Annotated in this window: 38 protein-coding genes; 3 read left to right on the forward strand and 35 right to left on the reverse strand. The window is 68.7% G+C overall.

Annotated features, from left to right (window positions below):
- The first annotated feature begins 19 nt into the window (after positions 1–19).
- A complete protein-coding gene (gene coaA / locus ABZ404_RS15630) occupies positions 20–1,009 on the forward strand; it encodes a type I pantothenate kinase (protein ID WP_358832962.1) in 990 nt (329 codons plus the stop codon).
- Positions 1,010–1,107: 98 nt separating this feature from the next.
- Here coaA and glmM read toward each other — a convergent pair whose 3' ends face one another.
- The 4 genes from glmM to ABZ404_RS15650 all read right to left on the reverse strand — a co-directional run bounded on the left by glmM (position 1,108) and on the right by ABZ404_RS15650 (position 5,542).
- Entirely contained in the window at positions 1,108–2,466 is a 1,359-nt protein-coding gene (glmM, locus tag ABZ404_RS15635; protein ID WP_358836278.1) for a phosphoglucosamine mutase, read from the reverse strand.
- 130 nt (positions 2,467–2,596) lie between these two features.
- Positions 2,597–3,115 carry a 30S ribosomal protein S9 gene (rpsI, locus tag ABZ404_RS15640; RefSeq protein ID WP_358836279.1) on the reverse strand — a complete coding sequence of 173 codons (519 nt, stop codon included), beginning with the start codon at positions 3,113–3,115 and terminating at the stop codon, positions 2,597–2,599.
- Positions 3,116–3,162: 47 nt separating this feature from the next.
- A complete protein-coding gene (gene rplM / locus ABZ404_RS15645) occupies positions 3,163–3,606 on the reverse strand; it encodes a 50S ribosomal protein L13 (RefSeq protein ID WP_101389615.1) in 444 nt (147 codons plus the stop codon).
- Positions 3,607–3,919: 313 nt separating this feature from the next.
- Positions 3,920–5,542 carry an ATP-binding cassette domain-containing protein gene (locus ABZ404_RS15650; RefSeq protein WP_358836280.1) on the reverse strand — a complete coding sequence of 541 codons (1,623 nt, stop codon included), beginning with the start codon at positions 5,540–5,542 and terminating at the stop codon, positions 3,920–3,922.
- A 56-nt stretch (positions 5,543–5,598) separates the two neighbouring features.
- Between ABZ404_RS15650 and ABZ404_RS15655 the strand changes: the two genes are divergently transcribed.
- Positions 5,599–6,450 carry a hypothetical protein gene (locus tag ABZ404_RS15655; RefSeq protein ID WP_358836281.1) on the forward strand — a complete coding sequence of 284 codons (852 nt, stop codon included), beginning with the start codon at positions 5,599–5,601 and terminating at the stop codon, positions 6,448–6,450.
- 31 nt (positions 6,451–6,481) lie between these two features.
- Here ABZ404_RS15655 and truA read toward each other — a convergent pair whose 3' ends face one another.
- From truA to rpsJ, 31 genes are all read right to left on the reverse strand, one after another.
- Positions 6,482–7,348, reverse strand: coding sequence for a tRNA pseudouridine(38-40) synthase TruA (gene truA / locus ABZ404_RS15660; RefSeq protein ID WP_358836282.1), 867 nt, complete (start codon positions 7,346–7,348; stop codon positions 6,482–6,484).
- Between the two features lie 85 nt (positions 7,349–7,433).
- A complete protein-coding gene (rplQ, locus tag ABZ404_RS15665; RefSeq protein ID WP_358836283.1) occupies positions 7,434–7,925 on the reverse strand; it encodes a 50S ribosomal protein L17 in 492 nt (163 codons plus the stop codon).
- 197 nt (positions 7,926–8,122) lie between these two features.
- A complete protein-coding gene (locus tag ABZ404_RS15670) occupies positions 8,123–9,145 on the reverse strand; it encodes a DNA-directed RNA polymerase subunit alpha (protein WP_010473911.1) in 1,023 nt (340 codons plus the stop codon).
- 140 nt (positions 9,146–9,285) lie between these two features.
- Positions 9,286–9,690 carry a 30S ribosomal protein S11 gene (rpsK, locus tag ABZ404_RS15675; RefSeq protein ID WP_006376016.1) on the reverse strand — a complete coding sequence of 135 codons (405 nt, stop codon included), beginning with the start codon at positions 9,688–9,690 and terminating at the stop codon, positions 9,286–9,288.
- Between the two features lie 66 nt (positions 9,691–9,756).
- Positions 9,757–10,137 carry a 30S ribosomal protein S13 gene (rpsM, locus tag ABZ404_RS15680; RefSeq protein WP_146481856.1) on the reverse strand — a complete coding sequence of 127 codons (381 nt, stop codon included), beginning with the start codon at positions 10,135–10,137 and terminating at the stop codon, positions 9,757–9,759.
- 186 nt (positions 10,138–10,323) lie between these two features.
- Positions 10,324–10,437 carry a 50S ribosomal protein L36 gene (rpmJ, locus tag ABZ404_RS15685; RefSeq protein WP_003956441.1) on the reverse strand — a complete coding sequence of 38 codons (114 nt, stop codon included), beginning with the start codon at positions 10,435–10,437 and terminating at the stop codon, positions 10,324–10,326.
- Positions 10,438–10,465: 28 nt separating this feature from the next.
- A complete protein-coding gene (infA, locus tag ABZ404_RS15690; RefSeq protein WP_003956442.1) occupies positions 10,466–10,687 on the reverse strand; it encodes a translation initiation factor IF-1 in 222 nt (73 codons plus the stop codon).
- Positions 10,688–10,950: 263 nt separating this feature from the next.
- Positions 10,951–11,796 (reverse strand): type I methionyl aminopeptidase, encoded by an 846-nt coding sequence (gene map, locus ABZ404_RS15695; protein ID WP_358836284.1) that lies wholly within the window; start codon positions 11,794–11,796, stop codon positions 10,951–10,953.
- Positions 11,797–11,927: 131 nt separating this feature from the next.
- Positions 11,928–12,587 carry an adenylate kinase gene (locus tag ABZ404_RS15700; protein ID WP_358835987.1) on the reverse strand — a complete coding sequence of 220 codons (660 nt, stop codon included), beginning with the start codon at positions 12,585–12,587 and terminating at the stop codon, positions 11,928–11,930.
- On the reverse strand, positions 12,587–13,900 hold the full coding sequence (secY, locus tag ABZ404_RS15705) for a preprotein translocase subunit SecY (protein WP_358835986.1): 1,314 nt from the start codon (positions 13,898–13,900) through the stop codon (positions 12,587–12,589). The genes ABZ404_RS15700 and secY overlap by 1 nt, the downstream gene beginning before the upstream one ends.
- Positions 13,901–14,116: 216 nt before the next feature.
- Positions 14,117–14,572, reverse strand: a complete 456-nt coding sequence (gene rplO / locus ABZ404_RS15710; RefSeq protein ID WP_358835985.1) for a 50S ribosomal protein L15 — start codon at positions 14,570–14,572, stop codon at positions 14,117–14,119.
- 1 nt (position 14,573) lies between these two features.
- Complete coding sequence (gene rpmD, locus ABZ404_RS15715) at positions 14,574–14,756, reverse strand: 50S ribosomal protein L30 (RefSeq protein WP_005313525.1); 183 nt, start codon at positions 14,754–14,756, stop codon at positions 14,574–14,576.
- A complete protein-coding gene (rpsE, locus tag ABZ404_RS15720) occupies positions 14,756–15,358 on the reverse strand; it encodes a 30S ribosomal protein S5 (RefSeq protein WP_017239585.1) in 603 nt (200 codons plus the stop codon). Before rpsE ends, rpmD begins: the two co-directional genes overlap by 1 nt.
- Positions 15,359–15,404: 46 nt before the next feature.
- Positions 15,405–15,788, reverse strand: coding sequence for a 50S ribosomal protein L18 (gene rplR, locus ABZ404_RS15725; protein ID WP_358835984.1), 384 nt, complete (start codon positions 15,786–15,788; stop codon positions 15,405–15,407).
- Between the two features lie 3 nt (positions 15,789–15,791).
- Positions 15,792–16,331 carry a 50S ribosomal protein L6 gene (gene rplF / locus ABZ404_RS15730; protein WP_358835983.1) on the reverse strand — a complete coding sequence of 180 codons (540 nt, stop codon included), beginning with the start codon at positions 16,329–16,331 and terminating at the stop codon, positions 15,792–15,794.
- Between the two features lie 21 nt (positions 16,332–16,352).
- Positions 16,353–16,751: a 30S ribosomal protein S8 gene (rpsH, locus tag ABZ404_RS15735; protein WP_067163170.1), complete on the reverse strand. Its 399-nt coding sequence runs from the start codon at positions 16,749–16,751 to the stop codon at positions 16,353–16,355.
- A gap of 211 nt (positions 16,752–16,962) precedes the next feature.
- Positions 16,963–17,148 carry a type Z 30S ribosomal protein S14 gene (locus tag ABZ404_RS15740; RefSeq protein ID WP_003948630.1) on the reverse strand — a complete coding sequence of 62 codons (186 nt, stop codon included), beginning with the start codon at positions 17,146–17,148 and terminating at the stop codon, positions 16,963–16,965.
- A 5-nt stretch (positions 17,149–17,153) separates the two neighbouring features.
- Entirely contained in the window at positions 17,154–17,711 is a 558-nt protein-coding gene (gene rplE / locus ABZ404_RS15745; RefSeq protein ID WP_358835982.1) for a 50S ribosomal protein L5, read from the reverse strand.
- On the reverse strand, positions 17,711–18,034 hold the full coding sequence (gene rplX / locus ABZ404_RS15750) for a 50S ribosomal protein L24 (protein WP_067163164.1): 324 nt from the start codon (positions 18,032–18,034) through the stop codon (positions 17,711–17,713). Before rplX ends, rplE begins: the two co-directional genes overlap by 1 nt.
- Before the next feature lie 2 nt (positions 18,035–18,036).
- Positions 18,037–18,405 carry a 50S ribosomal protein L14 gene (gene rplN / locus ABZ404_RS15755; protein WP_053727611.1) on the reverse strand — a complete coding sequence of 123 codons (369 nt, stop codon included), beginning with the start codon at positions 18,403–18,405 and terminating at the stop codon, positions 18,037–18,039.
- Between the two features lie 98 nt (positions 18,406–18,503).
- Positions 18,504–18,788, reverse strand: a complete 285-nt coding sequence (gene rpsQ, locus ABZ404_RS15760) for a 30S ribosomal protein S17 (protein WP_358835981.1) — start codon at positions 18,786–18,788, stop codon at positions 18,504–18,506.
- Complete coding sequence (rpmC, locus tag ABZ404_RS15765; protein ID WP_067163159.1) at positions 18,788–19,012, reverse strand: 50S ribosomal protein L29; 225 nt, start codon at positions 19,010–19,012, stop codon at positions 18,788–18,790. Before rpmC ends, rpsQ begins: the two co-directional genes overlap by 1 nt.
- Positions 19,012–19,431 carry a 50S ribosomal protein L16 gene (rplP, locus tag ABZ404_RS15770; protein WP_358835980.1) on the reverse strand — a complete coding sequence of 140 codons (420 nt, stop codon included), beginning with the start codon at positions 19,429–19,431 and terminating at the stop codon, positions 19,012–19,014. Before rplP ends, rpmC begins: the two co-directional genes overlap by 1 nt.
- A gap of 5 nt (positions 19,432–19,436) precedes the next feature.
- The gene (gene rpsC / locus ABZ404_RS15775; protein WP_358835979.1) at positions 19,437–20,279 is read right to left on the reverse strand and encodes a 30S ribosomal protein S3; all 843 of its coding nucleotides are present in this window, start codon (positions 20,277–20,279) and stop codon (positions 19,437–19,439) included.
- Positions 20,279–20,626 (reverse strand): 50S ribosomal protein L22, encoded by a 348-nt coding sequence (gene rplV, locus ABZ404_RS15780; RefSeq protein WP_004571827.1) that lies wholly within the window; start codon positions 20,624–20,626, stop codon positions 20,279–20,281. Before rplV ends, rpsC begins: the two co-directional genes overlap by 1 nt.
- 41 nt (positions 20,627–20,667) lie before the next feature.
- Entirely contained in the window at positions 20,668–20,949 is a 282-nt protein-coding gene (gene rpsS, locus ABZ404_RS15785) for a 30S ribosomal protein S19 (protein WP_067163154.1), read from the reverse strand.
- A gap of 12 nt (positions 20,950–20,961) precedes the next feature.
- Positions 20,962–21,798: a 50S ribosomal protein L2 gene (gene rplB / locus ABZ404_RS15790; RefSeq protein WP_344074965.1), complete on the reverse strand. Its 837-nt coding sequence runs from the start codon at positions 21,796–21,798 to the stop codon at positions 20,962–20,964.
- Between the two features lie 39 nt (positions 21,799–21,837).
- A complete protein-coding gene (gene rplW, locus ABZ404_RS15795) occupies positions 21,838–22,158 on the reverse strand; it encodes a 50S ribosomal protein L23 (RefSeq protein WP_358835988.1) in 321 nt (106 codons plus the stop codon).
- Positions 22,155–22,805: a 50S ribosomal protein L4 gene (gene rplD / locus ABZ404_RS15800; protein ID WP_067163149.1), complete on the reverse strand. Its 651-nt coding sequence runs from the start codon at positions 22,803–22,805 to the stop codon at positions 22,155–22,157. Before rplD ends, rplW begins: the two co-directional genes overlap by 4 nt.
- 7 nt (positions 22,806–22,812) lie before the next feature.
- Positions 22,813–23,457, reverse strand: coding sequence for a 50S ribosomal protein L3 (gene rplC / locus ABZ404_RS15805; RefSeq protein ID WP_067163147.1), 645 nt, complete (start codon positions 23,455–23,457; stop codon positions 22,813–22,815).
- A gap of 14 nt (positions 23,458–23,471) precedes the next feature.
- On the reverse strand, positions 23,472–23,780 hold the full coding sequence (gene rpsJ, locus ABZ404_RS15810) for a 30S ribosomal protein S10 (RefSeq protein WP_003948644.1): 309 nt from the start codon (positions 23,778–23,780) through the stop codon (positions 23,472–23,474).
- Positions 23,781–24,759: 979 nt separating this feature from the next.
- Here rpsJ and ABZ404_RS15815 point away from each other — a divergent pair.
- Positions 24,760–26,805, forward strand: a complete 2,046-nt coding sequence (locus ABZ404_RS15815) for a PIG-L family deacetylase (RefSeq protein WP_358833566.1) — start codon at positions 24,760–24,762, stop codon at positions 26,803–26,805.
- Positions 26,806–26,869 lie beyond the last annotated feature (64 nt).

Genomic DNA, 26,869 nt, shown 5'->3' on the forward strand with positions numbered 1-26,869 from the left:
CAGCCACGACAATGGGCCTGTGATCACTTCGCCGCCACGCAGCGCCCAACGCCGGGCGGACTCGACTCCCTACGTCGACCTGACCCGCAGCGAGTGGAGCGCGCTGCGGGACAAGTCGCCCCTTCCGCTGACCGCCGAGGAGCTGGAGCGACTGCGCGGCCTCGGTGACGTCATCGACCTCGACGAGGTGCGCGACGTCTATCTGCCGCTCTCCCAGCTGCTCAACCTGTACGTGCAGGCCACCTCCGAGCTGCGCGGCGCCCTCAACACCTTCCTCGGCGGCTCCGGCAACGGCCACAGCGCCCAGCGCGGCACCCCCTTCGTCATAGGAGTGGCCGGGTCGGTCGCCGTCGGCAAGTCCACGGTGGCCCGTCTGCTCCAGGCGATGCTGGCCCGCTGGCCCGAGCACCCGCGCGTGGAGCGGGTCACCACCGACGGCTTCCTCTATCCGATGGCCGAGCTCCAGCGGCGCGGCCTGATGTCGCGCAAGGGGTTCCCCGAGTCGTACGACCGGCGCGCGCTGACCCGGTTCGTCGCCGACATCAAGGCGGGCAAGGACGAGGTCACCGCGCCCGTCTACTCCCACCTGATCTACGACCGGGTGCCCGGCGAGCTGCTGACCGTGCGCCGCCCGGACATCCTCATCGTGGAGGGCCTCAACGTCCTCCAGCCCGCCCTGCCCGGCCAGGACGGCCGCACCCGGGTCGGTCTCGCCGACTACTTCGACTTCAGCGTCTACGTGGACGCCCGGGCCGAGGACATCGAGACCTGGTATCTGAACCGTTTCCGCAAGCTGCGCGCGACGGCGTTCCAGGACCCGTCCTCGTACTTCCGCAAGTACACGCAGGTCTCCGAGGAGGAGGCGCTCGACTACGCGCGCACCGCCTGGCGGACCATCAACCGGCCCAACCTGGTGGAGAACGTGGCCCCGACCCGCGGGCGCGCCACCCTCATCGTCCGCAAGGGCCCCGACCACAAGGTCCAGAAGCTGTCCCTGCGCAAGCTCTGACGCCCGGACGGCAGACGCAGAACGAGCGGGCCCGCCGGGAACTCCCCCGGCGGGCCCGCTCGTTGGGCGTACGTGCGTACGAAGGTACGCGCCCGGTCCTAGCCCAGGGCCGACTTCACCACGTCCGCCAGGCGGCCCGCCACCGACCGTGCCTGGTCGATGTCGGCGGCCTCGACCATCACGCGCACCAGCGGCTCGGTGCCCGAGGGGCGCAGCAGCACCCGACCGGTGGAGCCCAGCTCGCGCTCGGCCTCGGTGACCGCGGAGGTCAGCTCGGCCGAGGTGGCCACCCGGGACTTGTCGACGTCCGGCACGTTGACCAGGACCTGCGGCAGGCGCTCCATGACGCCCGCGAGGTCGGCCAGGGTGCGGCCGGTCGCGGCGACCCGGGCCGCCAGCATCAGACCGGTGAGGGTGCCGTCGCCGGTGGTCGCGTGGTCGAGGATGATCACGTGGCCGGACTGCTCGCCGCCCAGCGCGTAGCCGTGCTCCTTCATCGACTCCAGCACATAGCGGTCGCCGACGCCCGTCTGGACCACCTGGAGGCCCTCGCGCTCCATGGCGATCTTGAAGCCGAGGTTGGACATCACCGTGCCGACGACCGCGTCGCCGCGCAGGGTGCCCGCCTCGCGCATGGCCAGCGCGAGCACGGCGAGGATCTGGTCGCCGTCGACCTCGTTGCCCCGCGCGTCCACGGCCAGGCAGCGGTCCGCGTCGCCGTCGTGCGCGATGCCGAGGTCGGCGCCGTGCTCGACGACGGCGGCCTTCAGCAGGTCCAGGTGGGTCGAGCCGCAGCCGTCGTTGATGTTGAGCCCGTCCGGCTCGGCGCCGATGGTGACGACCTCGGCCCCGGCCCGGGTGAACGCCTCGGGCGAGACCCGGGCGGCGGCGCCGTGCGCCTCGTCCAGGACGACCTTCAGACCGTCGAGACGGTTGGGCAGCACGCCGATGAGGTGGGCGACGTACTTGTCGAAGCCCTCCTTGTACGCGCGGACCCGGCCGACGCCCGCACCGGTGGGGCGCTGCCACGGCTCGCCCGTGCGGTGCTGGTCGTAGACGCGCTCGATCCGGTCCTCCAGCTCGTCGGCGAGCTTGTGGCCGCCGCGCGCGAAGAACTTGATGCCGTTGTCGGGCATGGCGTTGTGGCTGGCGGAGAGCATCACACCGAGGTCCGCGCCGAGCGCGCCGGTGAGATACGCCACGGCCGGGGTCGGCAGCACGCCGACGCGCAGCACGTCGACGCCGGCGCTGGCGAGGCCCGCGACGACCGCGGCCTCCAGGAACTCCCCGGAGGCGCGGGGGTCGCGCCCGACCACCGCGGTGGGCCGATGGCCCGCGAAGGTCCCCGCCTCGGCCAGTACGTGAGCCGCCGCGACCGAGAGGCCGAGCGCCAGCTCAGCCGTCAGATCGGCGTTGGCCACGCCGCGTACACCGTCCGTGCCGAAGAGTCGTCCCACTGCTGTCCTCCATTGAGATCCACCGGCGCCGCACCCGGGCGCCCACCACTGGTGTCAAAAACAACGCCGCCCCGGCAGCACCAAGAGTGCTGCCGGGGCGGACGAGAGCCGTACAGGCGGCAGGCGCGGTTTAGCGCTTGCTGTACTGCGGGGCCTTGCGGGCCTTCTTGAGACCGGCCTTCTTGCGCTCGACCGCACGGTCGTCGCGGGAGAGGAAGCCGGCCTTCTTCAGCGCCGGGCGGTTGTTCTCGACATCCGCCTCGTTCAGCGCACGGGCCACGCCGAGGCGCAGGGCGCCGGCCTGGCCGGACACGCCGCCACCCGAGATGCGGGCGATGACGTCGTAGCGGTTGTCGAGCTCGAGCACCTTGAAGGGCTCGTTGACTTCCTGCTGGTGGACCTTGTTCGGGAAGTAGTCCTCGAGCGTACGCCCGTTGATCTTCCACTTGCCGGTGCCCGGGACGATCCGGACGCGGGCGATGGCGTTCTTGCGACGGCCCAGGCCGGCGGCCGGCTGCGGGTCGCCGAAGCGGGACGCCAGGGACTCGGTGGTGTACTCGCCCTCGACGGGGACCTCGGACTCGAAGGTGGTGACCTCCGCGTAGGTCTCTTCGCCCTCGACGGGGGTCTCGACAGTGGTCTCGGCCACGATGCTCCTCAGATTCTTTTCTGTCTTAGGGGGTGTGGTGGCCGGAACTACTGCGCGACCTGGGTGATCTCGAACGGCACCGGCTGCTGGGCAGCGTGGGGGTGCTGGTCGCCCGAGTAGACCTTCAGCTTCGAAAGCATCTGACGGCCCAGGGAGTTCTTGGGGATCATGCCCCGGATGGCCTTCTCGACGGCCTTCTCCGGGTTGTTCGCCAGGAGGTCGTCGTAGCGCACGGAGCGGAGACCGCCCGGGTAGCCGGAGTGGCGGTAGGCCAGCTTCTGCTCGCGCTTGTTGCCGGACAGGTGAACCTTGTCGGCGTTGATGATGATGACGAAGTCACCCATGTCCATGTGGGGCGCATAGACGGGCTTGTGCTTGCCCCGGAGGAGGTTCGCAGCGGTCGTCGCGAGACGGCCCAGGACGACGTCCTGGGCGTCAATGACGTGCCACTGGCGAGTGATGTCGCCGGGCTTGGGGCTGTACGTACGCACGGTCGTAGCCTTCGCTTCTTCAGTGGATGGGGTCCAGAAACATTGCACCCTGAAGCGATCATGCAGCTTGGGCTCACAGTGCCGGGGACGCTGCCCGTATGCGAGCCACTGGTAACTGCTCCAGAGAACCTACGTAGTGGCCCCTCGCGTGAGAACGACCAAGCCAATACGCATAACGAACCAGAAGAATACCCACGCTCCCCCGCGCCGGTCAAAACGCCCCCGGTACGGCCCGTCCCCCGGCCGCGGCCGAGTGACGGGTGAAAGAAGGCGCACCGCAGGGGGTCCGGGGGCGCGGCACCCCGGAAAACCCCTATCGAGCCCGCTCCACCCGGCGCTCGTCCCACACCGGCTCCGAACTCTCGCGCACCACCCCGTCCGACCCGAACACCAGGTACCGGTCGAAGGCGCGGGCGAACCAGCGGTCGTGGGTGACGGCCAGCACCGTCCCCTCGTACGCCTCCAGCCCGTCCTGGAGCGCCTCCGCCGACTCCAGGTCGAGGTTGTCCGTCGGCTCGTCCAGGAGCAGCGCCGTGGTCCCGGCCAGCTCCAGCAGGAGGATCTGGAAGCGCGCCTGCTGCCCGCCGGAGAGCCGCTCGAACGCCTGGTCCCCCTGCCGCTCCAGCTCGTACCGCCGCAGCACCGACATCGCCCCGCCCCGGTCCTTGGCGTGCTCCGTCCACAGGATGTCGACGAGCGTGCGCCCGAGCAGCTCGGGGTGCGCGTGCGTCTGCGCGAAATGGCCGGGCACCACCCGCGCCCCCAGCTTCCACAGACCCGTGTGCGCCACCGACGCATCCCCCGCGAGGAGGCGCAGGAAGTGCGACTTGCCCGAGCCGTTCGACCCCAGGACCGCCACCCGCTCGCCGTAGAAGATCTCCAGCGAGAACGGCTTCATCAGCCCGGTCAGCTCAAGGTTCTCGCAGGTCACGGCCCGTACGCCGGTACGGCCGCCGCGCAGCCGCATGGTGATCTCCTGCTCGCGCGGCGGCTCCGGCGGCGGCCCGGCCTCCTCGAACTTCTTCAGCCGCGTCTGCGCCGCCGCGTACCGCGAGGCCAGCTCGTGGCTGACCGAGGCCGCCTGCCGCAGCGAGACCACCAGCTTCCTCAGCTGGGCGTGCTTCTCCTCCCAGCGCCGCTTCAGCTCCTCGAAGCGGGCGAACCGCTCCTTGCGGGCCGCGTGGAAGGTGTCGAAGCCGCCGCCGTGCACCCACACGTCGGAGCCGTCGACCCCGGGCTCCACCGCGATGATCTTCTGAGCGGCCCGGGAGAGCAGCTCCCGGTCGTGCGAGATGAACAGCACCGTCTTGCGCGTGGCCCGCAGCTGGTCCTCCAGCCACCGCTTGCCGGGTACGTCCAGATAGTTGTCCGGCTCGTCGAGCAGCAGCACCTCGTCCGAGCCGCGCAGCAGCGCCTCCAGCACGAGCCGCTTCTGCTCACCGCCGGAGAGCGTGCGCACCTCGCGGAACTGGGCCTTGTCGTACGGGACGCCGAGCGCGGCCGTCGTGCAGACGTCCCAGAGGGTCTCCGCCTCGTACCCCCGCACGTCCGCCCAGTCGGAGAGCGCCTGCGCGTACCGCATCTGCGCGGACTCGTCGTCCACCGTCATGATCAGGTGCTCGGCCTCGTCCACGGCCTTCGCCGCCGCCCGGATCCTCGGCTGCGCGACCGACACCAGCAGGTCCCGTACGGTCGTGTCGTCCCGCACCGAGCCCACGAACTGCGGCATCACTCCGAGCCCGCCGCCCACGGAGACGGTCCCGCCGTGCGGCTGGAGCTCGCCGGAGACCATCCGCAGCAGGGTGGTCTTCCCGGCGCCGTTCGCCCCGACCAGGGCCACCACCGCACCCTCCCCCACCCGGAACGACGCGTCGGCGAGCAGGACCCGCCCGTCCGGCAGGTAGTACTCCAGGTGTGCGGCTTCTACATGTCCCATGGGCGGATTGTCGCCCACCCCGTACTCGCGCTCACAATCGAATTAAGATGCGCGCCATGAGCTTTGGGCAAGGGGGACCCGCATGGGGCCCGGGGGACAACGGCACACCGGACTGGGCGGCGCTCGCCGACGAGGCCGCCGCGCGGGGCCGCAAGAAGCGCTGGCTGCTGATCGGCGGTGGCGCGCTGGCCACGGCGGCGGTGGTGGCGATCGTCGCCACGGCCATCGTGAGCTCCGGTGACTCCAAGGACGGCGCCGACGGGAAGTCCCCCAGCGAGCTGCCCTCCGCCCAGACGCTGCCCAGCGGCACCGCCGAGCCGCAGCCGTCGTTCTCCTCGGTGGCACCGCCGCCCCCGCCCAACCCGCACGACTTCATATCCAGCGCCAAGAAGGACAAGGCGCCGCTGAGCGCCGACACGCTCTTCCCGGGCAAGACGCTGAAGATGGGCGACCGCACCTACACCAAGGGCGCCACCGCCCGCACCACCGACTGCGCCGCCGCCACCCGCGGCTCGCTCGGCTCGGTGCTCACCTCCAACGGCTGCGACCAGGTCATCCGGGCCACCTACGTCCGGGACGGCGTCGCCGTGACGATCGGCGTGGCCACCTTCGAGACCGAGGCCAAGGCGCAGCGTGCCAAGCAGCAGGCGGGCATCGGCCTCGCCCCGCTCGCGGGCTCGGGGGTCCCCGGCTTCTGCGACGGCGGCCACGCCGTCTGCCGCAACACGTCGAACTCGTACGGCCGGTACGCCTACTTCGGCATCAGCGGCTACACCAACGGCAAAAGCGTCACCAAGGGCGACAAGAACGCCTTCGCCCCCGGCGACGACCTGGCCGAGTTCACCTTCCGCCAGATCGTCGCCCGGGGCGAACAGCAGGCCCAGGCGGCGGCGGCCCCGCCCGTCTGAGCCCCGGCGCACCGGGCCCGGGGGCGGCCCCTCAGCAGCAGCCCGCCCCCGGCCCGCTCCCCGGCAGCGTCCGCATGTTGCGGGCCTCGCGGCTCCGGGCGGCAAGGAGTTCGTCGGCGGGGTAGCCGACCTCCTCCAGGGTCAGCCCGTGCGGCTTGACCACGTGCACGGACGAGTCCCGTACGGCCGCGGCCAGCACCTTCCCCGGCCACTCCACCCCCCGGTGCCCGTCCCCCACGTACAGCAGCGCGCCCACCAGGGAGCGCACCATGTTGTGGCAGAAGGCGTCGGCGCGGACGGTCGCGGTGACGACGCCGTCCTCGCCCCGCGTCCAGGAGAGCTCCTGGAGGGTGCGGATGGTGGTGGCGCCCTCGCGCTTCTTGCAGTACGCGGCGAAGTCGTGCTCGCCGAGCAGCGCGGCCGAGGCGGCGTTCATCGCCTCGACGTCCAACTCCCAGTCGTGCCACAGCACATGGCCGCGCAGCAGCGGGTCGACCCCGCCGGGGTTGTCGGTCACCCGGTAGGCGTACCGCCGCCAGATCGCGGAGAAGCGCGCGTTGAAGCCGCTGGGGGCCTCGGCGACGCGCCAGATCCGCACGTCGTGCGCCAGCCGCCCCGCGAGCCGCCGCAGCAGCTTCTCGCGGTGCTCGGCCCAGACCTCCTCGGGCAGGTCGACGTGGGCCACCTGGCCGCGCGCGTGGACGCCCGCGTCGGTACGTCCGGCGACGGTGAGGTCGTACGTCCGGGACGACCGGGTCACCGTCCGCAGCGCGTTCTCGATCTCGCCCTGGACGGTCCGCCGGCCGCTGGGCTGCTTGGCCCAGCCGGAGAAGTCCTTGCCGTCATAGCTCAGGTCCAGCCGCACCCGGACCAGGCCGGGCTCCACCTCATCACTCACGAACAGAATCCTCTCAGAGCGGCGGGAAAACGGAACGGGCCCGTCCCCCAGGGGGAACGGACCCGTCCGTCGGTCTGCGGAACGCTTACGCGTCCTTCGACTCCTCCGCCGGAGCGGCGTCCTCGGCCTCGGTCGCCTCGGCGCCCTTGGCCTCGTCGGCCTCCTTGACGGCGCGCTTGGTCGCGGCCTCGGCCTCGGCGACGGTCGCCTTCTTGGCGATCTCGCCCTCGACCAGCTCGATCACGGCCATCGGCGCGTTGTCACCACGGCGGTTGCCGATCTTGGTGATACGGGTGTAACCACCCGGACGCTCCGAGTACCGCGGGGCGATCTCGGTGAAGAGGGTGTGGACGATGCCCTTGTCGGTGATCGTCTGCAGCACCAGGCGACGGTTGTGGATGTCGCCCTTCTTCGCCTTGGTGATCAGGCGCTCGGCGACCGGACGCAGGCGGCGGGCCTTGGCCTCGGTCGTGGTGATGCGGCCGTGCTCGAAGAGCGACTTCGCCAGGTTGGCGAGGAGCAGCTTCTCGTGCGCGGCGCTGCCGCCCAGACGGGCACCCTTGGTGGGACGCGGCATGGTGTTTCTCCTTGGTGTCTGCCCCGGCCGTATCAGGTACCGGGGTCAGTATCCGAGCAGGCGGCCGCCTGTCGGAGATCCAGGCTCCCGAAGGGGCCTGGAAGGGGCGCGGGGCGGTGTCGATATGCGACTCCGTCGCGTGGGCGCGACCGGCCACAGCCGGTCCGCGGAAGCAGTACGGCCTCCCCGCGGAGCTCTTAGTACTGCTCGGTCTCCACGAAGCCCGCGTCCGCGTCGTCGTCGGCGCCGAAGGCGTCGGCGGCGGCGGTCGGGTCGAATCCGGGCGGGCTGTCCTTGAGGGCCAGGCCCATGCCGGCCAGCTTCGCCTTGACCTCGTCGATCGACTTCGCACCGAAGTTGCGGATGTCGAGCAGGTCGGCCTCGGAGCGGGCGACGAGCTCACCCACGGAGTGGATGCCCTCGCGCTTGAGGCAGTTGTACGACCGAACGGTGAGCTCCAGCTCCTCGATCGGCAGGGCGAGGTCGGCGGCCAGGGCGGCGTCCGTCGGGGACGGGCCCATGTCGATGCCCTCGGCGTCGATGTTGAGCTCGCGCGCCAGACCGAACAGCTCGACCAGGGTCTTGCCGGCCGACGCCATGGCGTCACGCGGACGCATGGCCTGCTTGGTCTCGACGTCGACGATCAGCTTGTCGAAGTCGGTGCGCTGCTCGACACGGGTCGCCTCGACCTTGTACGTGACCTTGAGCACCGGGGAGTAGATGGAGTCGACCGGGATACGGCCGATCTCCTGGCCCAGCTGCTTGTTCTGCACGGCGGAGACGTAGCCGCGACCGCGCTCGACGGTCAGCTCCATCTCCAGCTTGCCCTTGCCGTTGAGCGTGGCGAGGACGAGGTCCGGGTTGTGCACCTCGACACCGGCCGGGGGCGCGATGTCGGCGGCGGTGACCAGGCCCGGGCCCTGCTTGCGCAGGTACATCACGACCGGCTCGTCGTGCTCCGAGGAGACGACCAGCTGCTTGATGTTGAGGATGAGGTCGGTCACGTCCTCCTTGACGCCCGGCACGGTGGTGAACTCGTGCAGAACGCCGTCGATCCGGATGCTGGTGACAGCGGCGCCCGGGATCGAGGAGAGGAGGGTACGGCGGAGCGAGTTGCCGAGGGTGTAGCCGAAGCCCGGCTCCAGCGGCTCGATCACGAACCGGGAGCGGTACTCGTCGACGACCTCTTCGGTCAGCGAAGGACGCTGAGCGATAAGCATGTGTGTTCCTTCAGTCGTGGGCGCCCACTATTTGACGCCCTCGGGGTCCTGCGTACTGCAAGGGTACGGGCGGCAGCACCCCGGAGAGGGGTTCTGCCGCCCGAAACCTCAAGCCCTGCGAGCAGTCCTGCGACCGTGCGTCAGACGCGGCGGCGCTTGGGCGGACGGCAGCCGTTGTGCGGCGTCGGGGTGACGTCCTGGATCGAGCCGACCTCGAGGCCGGTGGCCTGGAGGGAGCGGATCGCGGTCTCACGGCCGGAGCCGGGACCCTTGACGAAGACGTCGACCTTGCGCATGCCGTGCTCCTGCGCGCGGCGGGCGGCCGACTCGGCGGCCATCTGCGCGGCGAACGGAGTCGACTTGCGGGAGCCCTTGAAGCCGACGTGGCCGGCGGACGCCCAGGAGATCACGTTGCCCGCGGGGTCCGTGATCGAGACGATGGTGTTGTTGAACGTGCTCTTGATGTGCGCGTGGCCGTGAGCGACGTTCTTCTTTTCCTTGCGGCGCACCTTCTTGGCAGCGCCCTGACGACCCTTGGGGGGCATCTATAACTCCTACGGGAGGTGGTCGGTCCTACAGCGAAGACCGCTGAGTAAGCGTCCGGCTGAGGACTACTTCTTGCCCGGCTTCTTCTTGCCGGCGATCGCGCGACGCGGGCCCTTGCGGGTACGGGCGTTCGTGCTGGTGCGCTGGCCGTGGACCGGAAGGCCACGACGGTGACGCAGACCCTGGTAGCAACCGATCTCGACCTTGCGGCGGATGTCGGCCTGGATCTCGCGGCGGAGGTCACCCTCGGTACGGAGGTTGGCGTCCACGTACTCGCGGATCTTGACCAGGTCCTCTTCGGCCAGGTCACGAACGCGGGTGTTCGGGTTCACGCCGGTGGAGGCGAGGATCTCCTTGGACCGGGTGCGCCCGATACCGAAGACGTAGGTGAGTGCGATCTCCACGCGCTTTTCGCGCGGGATGTCAACACCGGAAACGCGTGCCATTCAATGGCTCCTGTGTGTTCGGGGGTCTTCCGCAGAACCGTTCCCGACCGCCGTACTAGGTACGGATCGGGTCCCCGGCCCCCGCCGGAGGTGTCGCCGACCCTGTGTGGGCTGGGCGGGCTCTGCGTATGTACGTTTTCGTGCGTCGCGCGAAGAACTGCGTAAGTGCAGGTCGGTCGGCGTGCGTCAGCCCTGGCGCTGCTTGTGGCGCAGGTTGTCGCAGATGACCATGACCCGGCCGTGACGGCGGATCACCTTGCACTTGTCGCAGATCTTCTTGACGCTCGGCTTGACCTTCATGGGATTCAGGTTCTCCGGGTCGTGAGATCTACTTGTACCGGTAGACGATCCGGCCACGCGTCAGGTCGTACGGAGAGAGCTCCACCACGACCCTGTCATCGGGGAGGATACGGATGTAGTGCATCCGCATCTTGCCGCTGATGTGCGCGAGGACTTTGTGACCGTTCTGGAGCTCCACCTTGAACATGGCGTTCGGGAGGGACTCGATCACGGTGCCCTCGATTTCGATGGCACCTTGCTTCTTGGCCACGCTTCGCCTTTCGAATCGGCTACCTTGATCGACTCCCGCGATCGTGTGCGGACACACTGATACACGAGAGCCGACGCATCAGTCTACGTCAGGGCACCCGAAAAGACGAATCAGGGAAGTTTGCCCTCTAGCGTAGATCGTTAAGCGGACAACCCGGGACGCGCCGGGCCAATGCTCCCGCGGGCTCGGCGCCAGGGGCGCCTCACGGGCTTCGAGCGGCTGCGCCGGCCTCCGGCCGGCGGTCGCCGCATCGGCCGGCCGAATCAGCCCAGCGGGTCCGGCGCCGTCGTCACGCCGTACTCGGCCAGCTTCGCCCTGCCGCAGTCCGGGGAGGTCAGGACGATCGGGCCGGCCTCGGTCAGGGCCACCGAGTGCTCCCAGTGCGAGGACCAGGTGCCGTCCGTGGTGATGACCGTCCAGTCGTCCTCCAGGACCTCCGTGCGCGGGGTGCCGAGCGACACCATCGGCTCGATGGCCAGGCAGAAGCCGGGGACCAGCTTCGGGTTGTGGCGGCCGAGCAGGCGGCGCTTGTCCACGTAGTTCAGCAGGTGGGGGTCCATGTGCATCTCGGAGCCGATGCCGTGGCCGCCGTACTCCTCGATGATCCCGTACTTGCCCTTCGGCGGGCGCGGCTGGCGGCGGATGTAGCTCTCGATCGCCCGGGAGACGTCCACCAGGCGGTTGCCCTTCTTCACCGCCGCGATCCCGGCCCACATCGACTCCTCGGTGACTCGCGAGAGCTCGATCAGCTCCGGAGCGTGGCCGGAGCCCACGAAGGCGGTGAAGGCCGCGTCCCCGTGCCAGCCGTCGACGATCGCGCCCGCGTCGATGGAGATGACGTCGCCGTCCTTCAGGACGGCCTTCTCGTCCGGGATGCCGTGGACGACGACCTCGTTGACCGAGGTGCAGATGGTGGCGGGGAAGCCGCCGTACCCCAGGAAGTTCGACTTGGCACCGTGCTCGGCGATCACCTTGCGGGCCACCTCGTCCAGGTCCCTCGTCGTGGCGCCGGGCACCGCGGCCTCACGGGTCGCCGCGTGGATGGCGGCGACGACCAGCCCCGCCTCGCGCATCTTCGCGATCTGCTCGGGGGTCTTGATCTCCACCATGGCGGCTGACGCCTTTCTGAGTACGGATACGGGGGTACGTCAACGATACGGCCCGCCGGACCCGCACACGGCAGCGGCCGCGGTGCCCCTTCAAGGGGCACCGCGGCCGCGAACCGCGTACGGATGAGGTGTCAGGCCGTCTTCTCGGCCTTCAGAGCGTGCATCGCGCGCTCCGTGACCTCGTCGACCTTGCCGAGCGCCGAGATCGTCACGACCAGGCCCTGGGCCCGGTAGTAGTCGATGATCGGCTCGGTCTCGGTGTGGTAGACCTCGAGGCGCTTGCGGACCGTGGCCTCGGTGTCGTCACCGCGCTGGTACAGCTCGCCGCCGCAGATGTCGCAGACACCCTCGGTCTTCGGCGCGTTGTAGGCGACGTGGAAGACGTGCGCGGAGTCGGTGCGGCAGATGCGCCGGCCGGCGATCCGCTTCACGACCTCGTCCTCGGGCACTTCGAGGTCCAGGACGGCGTCGAGCCGCACGCCGTCCGTCTTCAGCGCCTCGTCGAGGGCCTCGGCCTGGACCACGTTGCGCGGGAAGCCGTCGAGCAGGAAACCGCTCTGCGCGTCCGGCTGAGCCATGCGGTCCTTGGCCATCCCGATGGTGACCTCGTCGGGCACCAGGTTGCCCGCGTCCATGTACGCCTTGGCCTGCTTGCCCAGCTCCGTGCCCTGGCTGATGTTGGCACGGAAGAGGTCGCCCGTGGAGATGTGCGGGATCCCGAGGTTCTTGGCGAGGAACGCGGCCTGCGTTCCCTTGCCGGCACCGGGCGGCCCGACGAGGACGATTCGCATCAGCGGAGGAACCCTTCGTAATTGCGCTGCTGGAGCTGGCTCTCGATCTGCTTCACGGTCTCCAGACCCACACCCACGATGATGAGGATGCTTGTCCCGCCCAGCGGGAAGCTCTGGTTGGCCCCGAAGATCACCAACGCCATCGTCGGTACGAGCGCGATCAGTCCCAGATACAGCGACCCCGGCCAGGTGATCCGGTTGAGCACGTAGCTCAGGTACTCAGCAGTAGGTCGACCAGCCCGGATGCCCGGGATGAAGCCACCATACTTCTTCATGTTGTCGGCGACTTCCTCGGGGTTGAACGAGATCGCCACATAGAAGAAGGCGAAGAACACGATCAGGAGGAAGTAGCTGATGATGTAGTACGGGTGGTCGCCCTTGACGAAGTTGTCCTTGATCCAGGTGGCCCAGCCCGCGGTCGAGTTCGAGAACTGTACGACCAATGCGGGGATGTAGAGCAGCGAGGACGCGAAGATGACGGGAATCACACCCGCCTGGTTGACCTTCAACGGGATGTAGGTCGAGGTCCCGCCGTAGGAACGGCGGCCGATCATGCGCTTCGCGTACTGCACCGGGATACGGCGCTGGGCCTGCTCGACGAAGACCACCAGGGCGACCATGACCAGGCCGACCAGGATGACGGTGCCGAACTCGATCCAGCCCTGGGCCAGGTGCCCCTGCTTCTTGATGGCCCACAGCGAGGTGGGGAAACTGGAGGCGATCGAGATGAACATCAGGATCGACATGCCGTTGCCGATGCCGCGGTCGGTGATGAGCTCACCGAGCCACATGACGGCGGCGGTGCCCGCGGTCATGGTGATGACCATCGTGATGGTGGTGAAGATCGACCGGTTGGGCACGATCTCACTGGCGACCTGGCAGCCGCTGAACAGCGCACCCGAGCGGGCGGTGGCCACCAGGCCGGTGCCCTGGAGGATCGCCAGGGCGACCGTCAGGTAACGCGTGTACTGCGTGATCTTGGCCGTGCCGGCCTGGCCCTCCTTCTTGAGGGCCTCCAGACGCGGGATCACCACGGTCAGCAGCTGCAGGATGATGCTCGCCGTGATGTACGGCATGATGCCCAGCGCGAAGATCGTGATCTGCAGCAGCGCGCCGCCGCTGAACATGTTCACCAGGCCGAAGAGGCTGTTGCCCTGCTGGGCCTGGTCGACACAGATCTGAACGTTCTTGTAGCTCACACCCGGGATCGGGACGTGCGTCCCCATCCGGTAGAGCACGATGATGCCGAGCGTGAAGAGCAGCTTCTTGCGCAGGTCAGGCGTCTTGAACGCCTGGGCGAACGCGGTGAGCACGGTGCCTCCTGCGACCCCCGCGCCAGGTGCGCAAGAGGTGACGGTCTTGAGGATCGACGAATACGAATGAGTCAGAGGAACCGGACGGCATACCGCACGGAAACTTAGACAGTGCACGCCACCTTACCGGCGACCCTGCCCCCCTAGGAACGACCAACCGGGGATGCCCCATATGAGAGGGCATCCCCGGTCGGATGTTCAGGCCAACGAGCTGTCTCAGACGAGCTCGGTGACGGTGCCGCCGGCGGCGGCAATCTTCTCCTTGGCGGAGCCGGAGACGGCGTCGACCGTCACCTGCAGCGCCACGGAGATCTCGCCCTGGCCCAGGACCTTGACGAGGCTGTTCTTGCGCACGGCACCCTTGGCGACCAGGTCGGCAACGGTGACTTCGCCACCCTCGGGGTAGAGGGCGCCGAGCTTGTCCAGGTTCACGACCTGGTACTCGGTGCGGAACGGGTTCTTGAAGCCCTTCAGCTTCGGAAGACGCATGTGGAGGGGCATCTGGCCACCCTCGAAGCGCTCCGGAACCTGGTAACGGGCCTTCGTACCCTTGGTACCACGGCCGGCCGTCTTACCCTTCGACGCCTCACCACGACCCACACGGGTCTTGGCAGTCTTGGCGCCCGGGGCGGGACGGAGGTCGTGGGCCTTGAGCGGCTTGTTCTCCGCCATGTCAGTCGACCTCCTCAACCGTCACGAGGTGGCGGACGGTGTGCACCATGCCGCGGAACTCGGGACGGTCCTCCTTGACAACCACGTCGTTCAAGCGCTTGAGCCCGAGCGAACGCAGGGTGTCGCGGTGGTTCTGCTTGCTGCCGATGTACGACTTCGTCTGCGTGATCTTGAGGCGAGCCATTACGCACCCGCCCCGGCACGCGCACGAAGCAGAGCCGCGGGGGCGACGTCCTCGAGGGGCAGACCGCGGCGGGCCGCGATCTCCTCGGGACGCTGCAGGCCCTTGAGGGCCGCCACGGTCGCGTGCACGATGTTGATCGCGTTGTCGGAGCCGAGCGACTTCGACAGGATGTCGTGAACGCCGGCGCACTCCAGGACGGCGCGCACCGGGCCACCGGCGATAACACCGGTACCGGGGGAAGCAGGCTTCAGCAGGACGACGCCCGCGGCCTTCTCACCCTGGATGGGGTGCGGGATGGTGCCCTGGATGCGGGGAACCTTGAAGAAGTTCTTCTTGGCTTCCTCGACACCCTTGGCGATGGCCGCGGGAACTTCCTTGGCCTTGCCGTAACCGACACCTACGGTGCCGTCACCGTCGCCCACCACGACCAGCGCGGTGAAGCTGAAGCGGCGACCACCCTTGACAACCTTGGCAACGCGGTTGATCGCGACAACGCGCTCAACGTAGGCGGTCTTCTCGGCGGCAGCGCCACCGTCGCGACCCTTCCGGTCCCGCCGCTCGCCGCCACCGGCACCGCTTCCGCGGCGCTGGGGTCCAGCCATTGGATTTACCTCTCTCTGTTACGTCCGTTAGTCCCGGAACCGGGGCTTAGAACTTCAGCCCGGCTTCGCGGGCGGCGTCAGCCAGAGCGGCAATGCGCCCGGCGTACCTGTTGCCACCACGGTCGAACACGACGGCCTCGACACCGGCGGCCTTGGCGCGCTCGGCGACCAGGGCGCCGACCGACTTGGCCTGCGCGGACTTGTCGCCCTCGCTGCCGCGGATCGACGCGTCCAGGTTCGACGCCGACGCCAGGGTGTGACCCTTGATGTCGTCGATGACCTGAGCGGTGATGCCGCGGTTGGAACGCGTCACGACGAGGCGCGGACGCTCCGCCGTACCCGACACGTGCTTGCGGATGCGGACGTGACGGCGGGCCTTGGCCGCACGCTTGTAAGCGTCGCCCTTGGCGATCTTCACACCGTATGCCATGGCTTACTTACCAGCCTTTCCGACCTTGCGGCGGATGACCTCGCCGGCGTACTTGACGCCCTTGGCCTTGTACGGGTCGGGCTTCCGCAGCTTGCGGATGTTCGCCGCGACCTCGCCGACCTTCTGCTTGTCGATGCCCTCGACCGAGAACTTCGTGGGCGTCTCGACCTTGAAGGTGATGCCTTCGGGGGCCTCGATGGTGATCGGGTGGCTGTATCCGAGCGCGAACTCCAGGTTGGAGCCCTTCGCCTGGACGCGGTAACCGACACCGCTGATCTCGAGCGCCTTGGTGTATCCCTGGGTCACGCCGGTGATCATGTTCGCCACCAGCGTGCGGGACAGGCCGTGCAGGGCCTTGTTCTGACGCTCGTCGTTGGGACGGGTGACGTTGAGAACGCCGTCCTCGCCCTTAACAATCTCGATCGGCGCGGCAACGGTGTGCGTGAGGGTGCCCTTGGGGCCCTTCACGTTGACCGTACGGCCGTCGATGGTGACGTCCACACCAGCGGGAACCGGAATGGGGAGCTTGCCGATACGCGACATGAGCTTTCCTTCCTTTCCCGACTACCAGACGTAGGCGAGGACTTCCCCACCCACGCCCTTCTTGCCTGCCTGCTGACCGGTCAGGAGACCGTGGGACGTGGAGATGATCGCCACGCCCAGGCCGCCGAGTACCTTCGGCAGGTTGGTGGACTTCGCGTACACACGCAGACCCGGCTTCGAGATCCGCTTGATGCCGGCGATGGAACGCTCGCGGTTCGGGCCGAACTTCAGCTCGAGGACGAGGTTCTTGCCGACCTCGGCGTCCTCGACCTTCCAGCCGGTGATGAAGCCCTCCTGCTGGAGGATCTCCGCGATGTGCGACTTGATCTTGCTGTGCGGCATCACGACGGTGTCGTGGTACGCCGAGTTAGCGTTACGCAGACGAGTGAGCATGTCTGCGATGGGGTCAGTCATGGTCATGAATTGGCCTTCGGCCTCTCTCGCCGGGGTTTCCTGTATGCGCCATCCCTCTCCCCACTCATGGGCGGGACGGGTGCGGTGCGGGGACCTACGGCGTAGTAAGTCGTCTGGGCGGCGGACGCCCAACCCTCCTAGCCTAAGCCATGGAGGGAGGGGCCTCCGCCCACCCTTTACTTACCGAGAGACTCCGGAAAAACCCGAAAAACGGGGTTTACCAGGAGCTCTTGGTCACGCCCGGCAGCTCGCCACGGTGAGCCATCTCACGAAGGCAGACGCGGCACAGGCCGAACTTGCGGTACACGGAGTGGGGGCGACCGCAGCGCTGGCAGCGGGTGTACCCACGCACACCGAACTTGGGCTTGCGGGCAGCCTTCGCGATGAGAGCCTTCTTCGCCATCTCGCTTACGCCTCCTTGAAGGGGAAGCCGAGGTGACGAAGGAGGGCACGGCCCTCGTCGTCGTTGGTCGCCGTGGTGACCACGGTGATGTCCATACCCCGGGTACGGTCGATCTTGTCCTGGTCGATCTCGTGGAACATGACCTGCTCCGTGAGACCGAAGGTGTAGTTGCCACGGCCGTCGAACTGCTTCGGCGACAGACCGCGGAAGTCACGGATACGCGGCAGCGCGAGCGACAGCGTACGGTCCAGGAACTCCCACATGCGGTCACCGCGGAGGGTGACGTGGCAGCCGATCGGCTGACCCTCACGCAGCTTGAACTGCGCGATGGACTTCCGGGCCTTCGTCACGGCCGGCTTCTGGCCGGTGATCGTGGTCAGGTCGCGGATGGCGCCGTCGATCAGCTTGGAGTCGCGGGCGGCGTCGCCCACACCCATGTTGACGACGACCTTGACGAGGCCCGGGATCTGCATGACGTTCTCGTACGAGAACTCCTCACGCAGCTTGCCCGCGATCTCCTCGCGGTACTTCGTCTTGAGACGCGGAGTGGTGGTGGTAGCCATCAGATGTCCTCACCCGTCCGCTTGGCAACGCGAACCTTGTTGCCCTCGTCGTCGAAGCGGTAACCGACACGCGTGACGACCTTGTTGCCGTCCTTCTCCACGACGAGCTGAACGTTGCTCACGTGGATCGGGGCCTCGGTGGTCACGATGCCGCCGGTCTGCGAACCGCGAGCGGTCTGACCGGCCTTCGTGTGCTTCTTGACCCGGTTGACACCCTCGACCAGGACGCGGTCCTCGCGGGGGAAGGCCGCGATGACCTTGCCCTGCTTGCCCTTGTCCTTACCGGTGATGACCTGAACCAGGTCGCCCTTCTTGATCTTCATGCTTACAGCACCTCCGGCGCGAGCGAGATGATCTTCATGAACTTCTTCTCGCGCAGCTCCCGGCCCACCGGGCCGAAGATGCGGGTGCCGCGGGGGTCGCCATCGTTCTTGAGGATGACGGCCGCGTTCTCGTCGAAGCGGATGTACGAGCCGTCCTGACGACGACGCTCCTTGACGGTGCGCACGACGACAGCCTTGACGACGTCGCCCTTCTTCACGTTGCCACCGGGGATCGCGTCCTTGACGGTGGCGACAATGACGTCACCGATGCCCGCGTAGCGGCGACCGGAGCCACCGAGAACACGGATGCAAAGGATCTCCTTGGCACCAGTGTTGTCGGCGACACGCAGTCGCGACTCCTGCTGGATCACGTCTATCTCCTGATCGTCTGCCGGTTCCCGGCCGGGGCCTGATCTCTCAAGCCCCGGCCGAGCCTGGCGGAACTGTTCCTGAGCGAGAGCTCAGGAAATTACTTGGCCTTCTCGAGGATCTCGACGATGCGCCAGCGCTTGGTCGCCGACAGCGGACGCGTCTCCATGATGAGGACGCGGTCGCCGACGCCGGCAGCGTTCTGCTCGTCGTGCGCCTTGAGCTTGTTGGTACGGCGGATGACCTTGCCGTACAGCGCGTGCTTCACGCGGTCCTCGACAGCGACGACGACGGTCTTGTCCATCTTGTCGCTGACGACCAGACCCTCACGGGTCTTGCGGAAACCGCGCGCTTCAGTCGTCTCAGTCACATTCTTCTCGCTCATCAGGCGCTCTCCACCGTCTCGATGCCCAGCTCGCGCTCGCGCATCAGGGTGTAGATCCGGGCGATGTCCTTACGGACGGACTTGAGCCGGCCGTGGTTCTCGAGCTGGCCGGTCGCCGCCTGGAAGCGGAGGTTGAACAGCTCTTCCTTGGCCTCGCTGAGCTTGGCAACAAGCTCCTCGTTGCCCAGTTCGCGCAGCTCGGACGCCTTGGTACCGGCCGACATCACGACTCACCTGCCTCGCGCCGAACGATCCGGCACTTCATCGGAAGCTTGTGAGCAGCGCGGGTGAGCGCCTCACGAGCAATCTTCTCGTTCGGGTAGGACAGCTCGAACATCACCCGGCCCGGGTGAACGTTCGCGACCCACCACTCGGGGGAACCCTTACCGGAACCCATGCGGGTCTCGGCGGGCTTCTTCGTGAGCGGGCGGTCCGGGTAGATGTTGATCCAGACCTTGCCGCCACGCTTGATGTGGCGGGTCATCGCGATACGAGCCGCCTCGATCTGGCGGTTGGTCACGTACGCCGGCGTGAGGGCCTGAATGCCGTACTCGCCGAACGCAACCGTCGTACCACCCTTGGCCATACCGCGGCGCTTGGGGTGGTGCTGCTTGCGGTGCTTGACCCTACGGGGGATCAGCATGTCGGTCAGGCCTCCGTTCCGGTGCTCTCAGCCGGAGCGGCGGCGGCGGGAGCCTCGGCCTTGGGGGCCTCGGCAGCCGGCGCAGCCTGCTGCGGCTTGCGGCCGCGACCGCCACGCTCGCCGCCACGACCACCGCGGCCACCGGCCGGACGGTCGTTGGCGCCACCACGGGCCGGGCGGTTACCCGCACGGGCCGCTGCGTTTTCGGCGCGGACCTCGGCGATGTTCTTGACATCGCCCTTGTAGATCCAGACCTTCACGCCGATGCGGCCGAAGGTCGTCTTGGCCTCGAAGAAGCCGTAGTCCACGTTCGCGCGGAGCGTGTGCAGGGGCACACGGCCCTCGCGGTAGAACTCCGAGCGGGACATCTCGGCGCCGCCGAGACGGCCACCGCACTGGATCTTGATGCCCTTGGCGCCGGCCTTCATGGTGCCCTGCATGCTCTTGCGCATGGCACGACGGAAGGAGACGCGGGAGGAGAGCTGCTCGGCGACGGCCTGCGCGACCAGCTGAGCGTCCATCTCGGGGTTCTTGACCTCGAGGATGTTCAGCTGGACCTGCTTGCCCGTGAGCTTCTCGAGGTCGCCGCGGATGCGGTCGGCCTCGGCGCCACGGCGGCCGATGACGATGCCCGGACGAGCGGTGTGGATGTCCACACGCACGCGGTCACGGGTGCGCTCGATCTCCACCTTCGAGATACCGGCGCGCTCCATGCCGGACGTCATCATCCGACGGATGGCGACGTCTTCCTTGACGTAGTCCTTGTACAGCTTGTCGGCGTACCACCGGGACTTGAAGTCCGTGGTAATGCCGAGCCGGAACCCGTGCGGGTTTACCTTCTGGCCCATTACCGGGTTCCTTCCTTGCTGCTGACGACCACGGTGATGTGGCTGGTCCGCTTACGGATCCGGTAGGCACGGCCCTGAGCACGCGGACGGAACCGCTTCAGGGTCGGGCCCTCGTCCACGTACGCCTCGCTGATGACCAGCGAAGAGGCGTCGGTGTGGTCGTAGTTGTGTGCAGCGTTGGCAATGGCGCTGTCCAGCACCTTGCCAACCGGCACGCTCGCGGCCTGCGGGGCGAAACGCAGGACCGCCTGAGCCTCCGTGGCATCCATGCCACGGATGAGGTCCACCACTCGGCGGGCCTTCATGGGCGTGACGCGGATGTACCGCGCCTGGGCCCTGGCTTCCATGGTTGTCCCTTCGGTGTAAGTCATAGTCGTTCCACCCCGCTTTAGCGGCGCTTCGACTTCCGGTCGTCCTTGACGTGGCCGCGGAAGGTGCGAGTCGGCGAGAACTCACCGAGCTTGTGGCCGACCATCGACTCGGTGACGAACACCGGGACGTGGGTCTTGCCGTTGTGCACCGCGATCGTGTGGCCCAGCATGCTGGGGATGATCATCGAGCGACGGGACCAGGTCTTGATGACGTTCTTGGTGCCTGCCTCGTTCTGTACGTCCACCTTCTTGATGAGGTGTCCGTCGACGAAGGGCCCCTTCTTGAGACTGCGCGGCATCTAAACCCGCTCCTAGCGCTTCTTGTTCGTCTTGCGGCGGCGGACGATGTACTTGCTCGATGCCTTCTTCGGCGAGCGAGTACGACCCTCCTTCTGACCCCACGGCGAGACCGGGTGGCGACCACCGGAGGTCTTGCCCTCACCACCACCGTGCGGGTGGTCAACCGGGTTCATCGCGACACCGCGGACGGTCGGGCGAACGCCCTTCCAGCGCATACGGCCGGCCTTGCCCCAGTTGATGTTCGACTGCTCGGCGTTGCCGACCTCGCCGATCGTGGCGCGGCAGCGGACGTCGACCAGACGGATCTCGCCGGACGGCATACGAAGGTGGGCCATCGTGCCCTCCTTCGCCAGCAGCTGCACGGAGGCACCCGCGGAACGGGCGAACTTCGCGCCGCCGCCGGGCCGCAGCTCGATGGCGTGGATGGTCGTACCGACCGGGATGTTGCGCAGCGCCAGGTTGTTACCGGGCTTGATGTCGGCGGCCGGGCCGTTCTCGACACGGTCGCCCTGGCTCAGGCCACGGGGGGCGATGATGTAGCGCTTCTCGCCGTCCGCGTAGTGCAGGAGCGCGATGCGCGCGGTGCGGTTGGGGTCGTACTCGATGTGAGCGACCTTCGCCGGAACGCCGTCCTTGTCGTGACGACGGAAGTCGATCACTCGGTAGGCGCGCTTGTGGCCACCGCCCTGGTGGCGGACGGTCACACGACCGGTGTTGTTACGGCCGCCCTTGCTGTGCAGGGGGCGGACCAGCGACTTCTCCGGCGTGGACCGCGTGATCTCGACAAAGTCGGCGACGCTGGAGCCACGACGGCCCGGAGTCGTCGGCTTGTACTTGCGGATACCCATTTCTCAGTCCTCGTCCGATATTCGGACCAGGGCGCTCCGTTAGGAGGCCTGGCCGAAGATGTCGATACGGTCGCCCTCAGCGAGGGTCACGATGGCGCGCTTCGTGTCGGCGCGCTTGCCGAAACCGGTCTTGGTGCGCTTGCGCTTACCCTGACGGTTGATCGTGTTGACCCCGGTGACCTTGACCGAGAAGACCGCCTCGACGGCCTGCTTGATCTGGGTCTTGTTGGCGCCGGGCGCGACGATGAACGTGTACTTGTTCTCGTCCAGCAGCGCGTAGCTCTTCTCGGAGACGACCGGCTTGATCAGCAGGTCGCGCGGGTCCGTGAAGGTCTTGCTGGTAACGGTCGCCGACATCAGGCGTCGCTCCCTTCGGTCTCAGCGGTCTGGGGGCCAGACACGAAGGACTCGAAGGCGGCCTGGGTGAAGACCACGTCGTCGGAGACGATCACGTCGTACGTGTTCAGCTGGCCCGGCTCCAGGATGTGCACCTGGGGCAGGTTGCGGGCGGACAGCCACGCGGCCTCGTCGGCGCGGTCGACGACCAGGAGCAGGTTCTTGCGCTCCGAGATCTTGCCGAACAGCGTCTTGGCGGCCTTCGTGGAAACCGCACCGTCGACCACGCCGGTGACGACGTGGATACGGCTGTGGCGCGCCCGGTCCGAGAGGGCACCGCGCAGGGCGGCGGCCTTCATCTTCTTCGGGGTGCGCTGCGAGTAGTCACGCGGCTGCGGGCCGTGGACGACGCCACCGCCGGCGAACTGCGGCGCGCGGGTCGAACCCTGACGGGCGCGGCCGGTGCCCTTCTGGCGGTAAGGCTTCTTGCCACCACCACGGACTTCACCGCGGGTCTTGGTCTTGTGCGTGCCCTGGCGGGCAGCCGCGAGCTGAGCGACGACGACCTGGTGGATCAGCGGAACGCTGGTCTTGGCGTCGAAGATCTCCGCGGGGAGCTCGACGGTCCCGGCCTTGTCGCCCGCCGGCGAAAGGATGTCAATGGTGCTCATCGGTTCCTCAAACCCCCTTGGCCGCGGTGCGGACCAGGACGAGGCCACCGTTGGGGCCGGGGACGGCGCCCTTGATGAGCAGCAGACCCTTCTCGGCGTCAACGGCGTGGACGGTCAGGTTCTGGGTGGTCACACGCTCGTTGCCCATGCGACCCGCCATGCGGAGGCCCTTGAACACACGGCCAGGGGTGGCGCAGCCACCGATGGAACCGGGCGAGCGGTGCTTGCGCTGGGTACCGTGACCGGCGCCCAGGCCCTTGAAGTTGTGACGCTTCATGACACCGGCGAAGCCCTTGCCCTTGCTCTTGCCCGTGACGTCGACCTTGACGCCGGACTCGAACACCTCGGCAGTGATCTCCTGGCCCAGCGTGTACTCGCTGGCGTCAGGGGTGCGGAGCTCCACCAGGTGGCGGCGCGGGGTCACGTCGGCCTTGGCGAAGTGGCCCTTGAGGGGCTTGTTCACCTTGCGCGGGTCGATCTCGCCGAAGGCGATCTGGACCGACTCGTAGCCGTCGACGTCGTTGGTGCGAACCTGCGTCACGACGCACGGCCCGGCCTTGACGACGGTGACCGGAACAACGCGGTTGTTCTCGTCCCACACCTGCGTCATGCCGAGCTTCTCGCCCAGGACGCCCTTGATGTTCTTGCTCATCTCGGCCCGTCCCTTCAGAGCTTGATCTCGATGTCGACACCGGCCGGGAGGTCGAGGCGCATCAGCGAGTCAACCGTCTTCGGCGTGGGGTCGAGGATGTCGATGAGGCGCTTGTGCGTGCGCATCTCGAAGTGCTCGCGAGAGTCCTTGTACTTGTGCGGCGACTTGATGACGCAGTACACGTTCTTCTCAGTGGGCAGCGGCACCGGGCCCGCGACCGACGCACCAGTGCGCGTCACCGTCTCGACGATCTTCTTCGCCGAGGAGTCGATGACCTCGTGGTCGTAGGCCTTGAGCCGGATGCGGATCTTCTGTCCCGCCATGGCTACCTAGTAGTCCTTTGTCTCGTAACGCTCTGGAACCCGGGGGTTCTGATGGCCTCCGCCTCCGACCCACGCGGTCGGGCGTGTCGCACTCCCTCTACGCAGAAATCCCATACGGGATTTCCCAACCAAGGGGATGCGGGCCGTGGACCTCGCGAACGGGGGCAGAACACCCACCGGGCGCCTGGCTGGAGCCCCGCTGACACTTCCCGGAAGATTCCCGTACGTCCGCCCCAGCGCTGCCGCAGGCGACAGATAAGGCGACGAGTACTGTGGGACTCGCTTCCGGTCCTCCCGGCGGGAGGCGCGCAGCATCGGCACTCAACCGAGCAACCCCGACAGTCTGCCATACGCGGCGGGGCGCTGGCGAATCGAGCCGAGGATCGTACCCCACGTCACATGGCGGTAAGCACGGACGGGGCGGCGCGCCGGGCACGCCGGGGCACCCGCCGTCCTCGCGCGCAGGCGCCGGGATTGCCCGTCGGCACCGCCGCCGCCGGATCGCCGCCGCAGAACCCGCCGACCGCCCGCCGGAACACCGCGCCGCGCGGAACCCCAGAGCCGGCGACGTACGCCACCGAAATCCTCGGCCCCGCCCCGCGCCCAGTCGATCGAGCTGGTGTACGTGTCCGGGCGAACGCCGACGCGCCCAACAACCGTTCCCCCGGACCCCGTTGGGACGCCGACTCCCGCGAGCGGGGCCTCATCGGAGAACACGGCTCGCACGGTGAATGCGGAATTACGGACGAGGGGAATTCCGGTGAACAATTCTCGCTCGTTTACGCGACCCCCGTATTCGCATTCCCCCCGGGCAACCCCACCCCTTTTTCCCCCGTCTAATCCGGCGACCAAGGACGGAAGAAATGGACGGGGACGGAGAGCGCTTGTGCGGGGAGCGTGGGAGGGGTGGCGGGGCAGTAGGCGGGCCGTGCTCGGGGGGGTCGTCGTCGGGGCCGCGGGGCTCGTGGGGGCGTGTTCCGTGCCCGACAGCCACCGGCACCCCCACCACGCCCCCACCCCCGCCCCCGGGCAGCCCGTCTCCACCGGGCGGCGGGCCCTGGTCATGCAGATCGTGGCGCACCCCGACGACGACCTGTACTTCATGAACCCCGACACCCAGCACGCGCTCGACGGCGGCGCCCACGTCGTCGGCGTGTATCTCACCGGGGGCGAGGCCAACGGGGACAACCGGGTCGTCAGCGACCCCGCCGACCGGGGCCACGACAAGGCCGCCTACTCCTCCGCCCGCCACCAGGGACTCCGGCAGGCCTACGCCTCGCTCCTCGGGCTGCCGCTCTTCACGCCCTGGGAGCGGTCCGTACGGGAGCTGAGCGGCGGGCACCGCGTCGAGGTGTGCGCGCTCACCCACCGCGGGCGCCGCGTCGAGCTCGTGTTCGTGAACACCGCCATGCACACCCTGCGCGGCGGCCGGATGGGGCTGCCCAGCCTCTGGGCGGACCGCTCGCTCTCGCTGCCCGTCGTCATCGCCGAGGGCTCGCCGCTGACGGCCGCCGCCCCGTACACCTACGACGGACTCGTCGAGGCCGTCGCCGGGCTGCTCGACGCGTACGCCCCCACGCTCGTCCAGACCCTCGACCCCGACCCCGACATCCAGCACAGCACCGAGAAGGCGCGCCAGCACGACAGCGAGCAGCCGGGGTACGCCGACCACGCCGACCACACCGCCGCCGCCTCCTTCGCCTGGGCGGGGATGGTGCGGTACGTCGACCGGGCCACCCGGCGGGGCGGGGCGGTCCCGGGGTTCGCCGTCACCTCCTACCGCGCGTACTACAACCGGCACTGGCCCAAGAACCTGCCGCCCGCCGTCCTCGCCGGGAAGGCCGCCCATCTGCGGCCCTACGGCGGCGCTCCCGACTGGCGGTGCGGCAACCCCGGCGGCTGCGGGGACTACAACGTCGGCGGCGACCGGCCGCTGACCAACTGGAAGGGATGGGTGCGCTCCACCCACTACCGCTACCCCGGGCCCCGCCCGGTCGTCGGCGACGAGCCCGACGGGCGGCTCGCCGCCTACGGGGTGCTCGGGCTGCGCGCCGTGCGGTGGCGGGAGACCGCGCCCGGCAGCGGGCGGTTCGGCCCGGCCGACGACCTCGGCGGCGGACCGCTCGCGCCCGTGCTCGGCGGGACCGCGCTGCGGGACGGGCGGCAGCTGCTCTTCGGGCTGCGGTTCGCCGCGATGGCCGGGCGGGCAGGCGCCAACACCCGCGAGATCGTGTTCCTGGAGCAGGCCGCGCCCGGTGGCGCCTTCCGCGCCTGGCGGGGGCTCGGCAACCCGGAGGCCGGCGGTGACCGGGGCCGCCGCATCGGCTCCCCCGTCGCCGTCACCGCCCCGGACGGCCGCGTCCACCTGTTCGTCCGCAACGCCGACAAAGGCGTCAGCACCCGGGTGCGGGAGGCGGACGGGTCCTGGGGGCCCTGGCGCGGACTCGGCGGCGAGACCGTGCAGGACGGGCTGGGGGCGACCGTGGACGCCGGCGGACGCGTGCACGTCTTCGCGCCCGGGTACGACTTCGTCCACCACTGGACGCAGGACGCCCCCGGCCGTCCCCTGGCATACGTGAAGGGCGGGCCTCTGCTGCCGCTCGCCGTGGACGCCCCCGCCGCCGTGGCCCTGCCCGACGGCGGCGTACAGCTCCTCCACCGCACCCTCACCGACCCCCGGAAGACCAAGGGCAAGGGGCTGGCCCCCGCCGCTCCGGGGCTGGTCTCGGTACGCGTGGACAGTCCGGGCCGCGCTCCCGCGCTCTCCTTCGACGGGTACGGGCCCGTGGGCGCGCTCCTGTCGCCCCAGGACGGGCTCGTCGTGCTCGGCAAGGACGTGAAGGGGCGGGTGCAGGCCCTGGTCGGCGGCGAGCGCCGCATCCGTACGCGGGGTGTGGTCCCGGTCGACGCCCCCACCCTGCACCTGACCGCACGCGGCCCGGTCGCCGTGGGCCTGGGCGTCGACGGGGCGCCGTGGGTATGGGCGCCGGGCTCGACGGCCCCGCCGGTGAGAGCGGCGGGCTGAGCCCCGGGGTGCCTCCAGGGGCGCGGGGAACTGCGCGACCAGCCCCCACCGGCCCGCAGACAAA

Origin of the sequence: Streptomyces sp. NPDC005878 (assembly GCF_040629815.1) — a bacterium.
Lineage (GTDB): Bacteria > Actinomycetota > Actinomycetes > Streptomycetales > Streptomycetaceae > Streptomyces.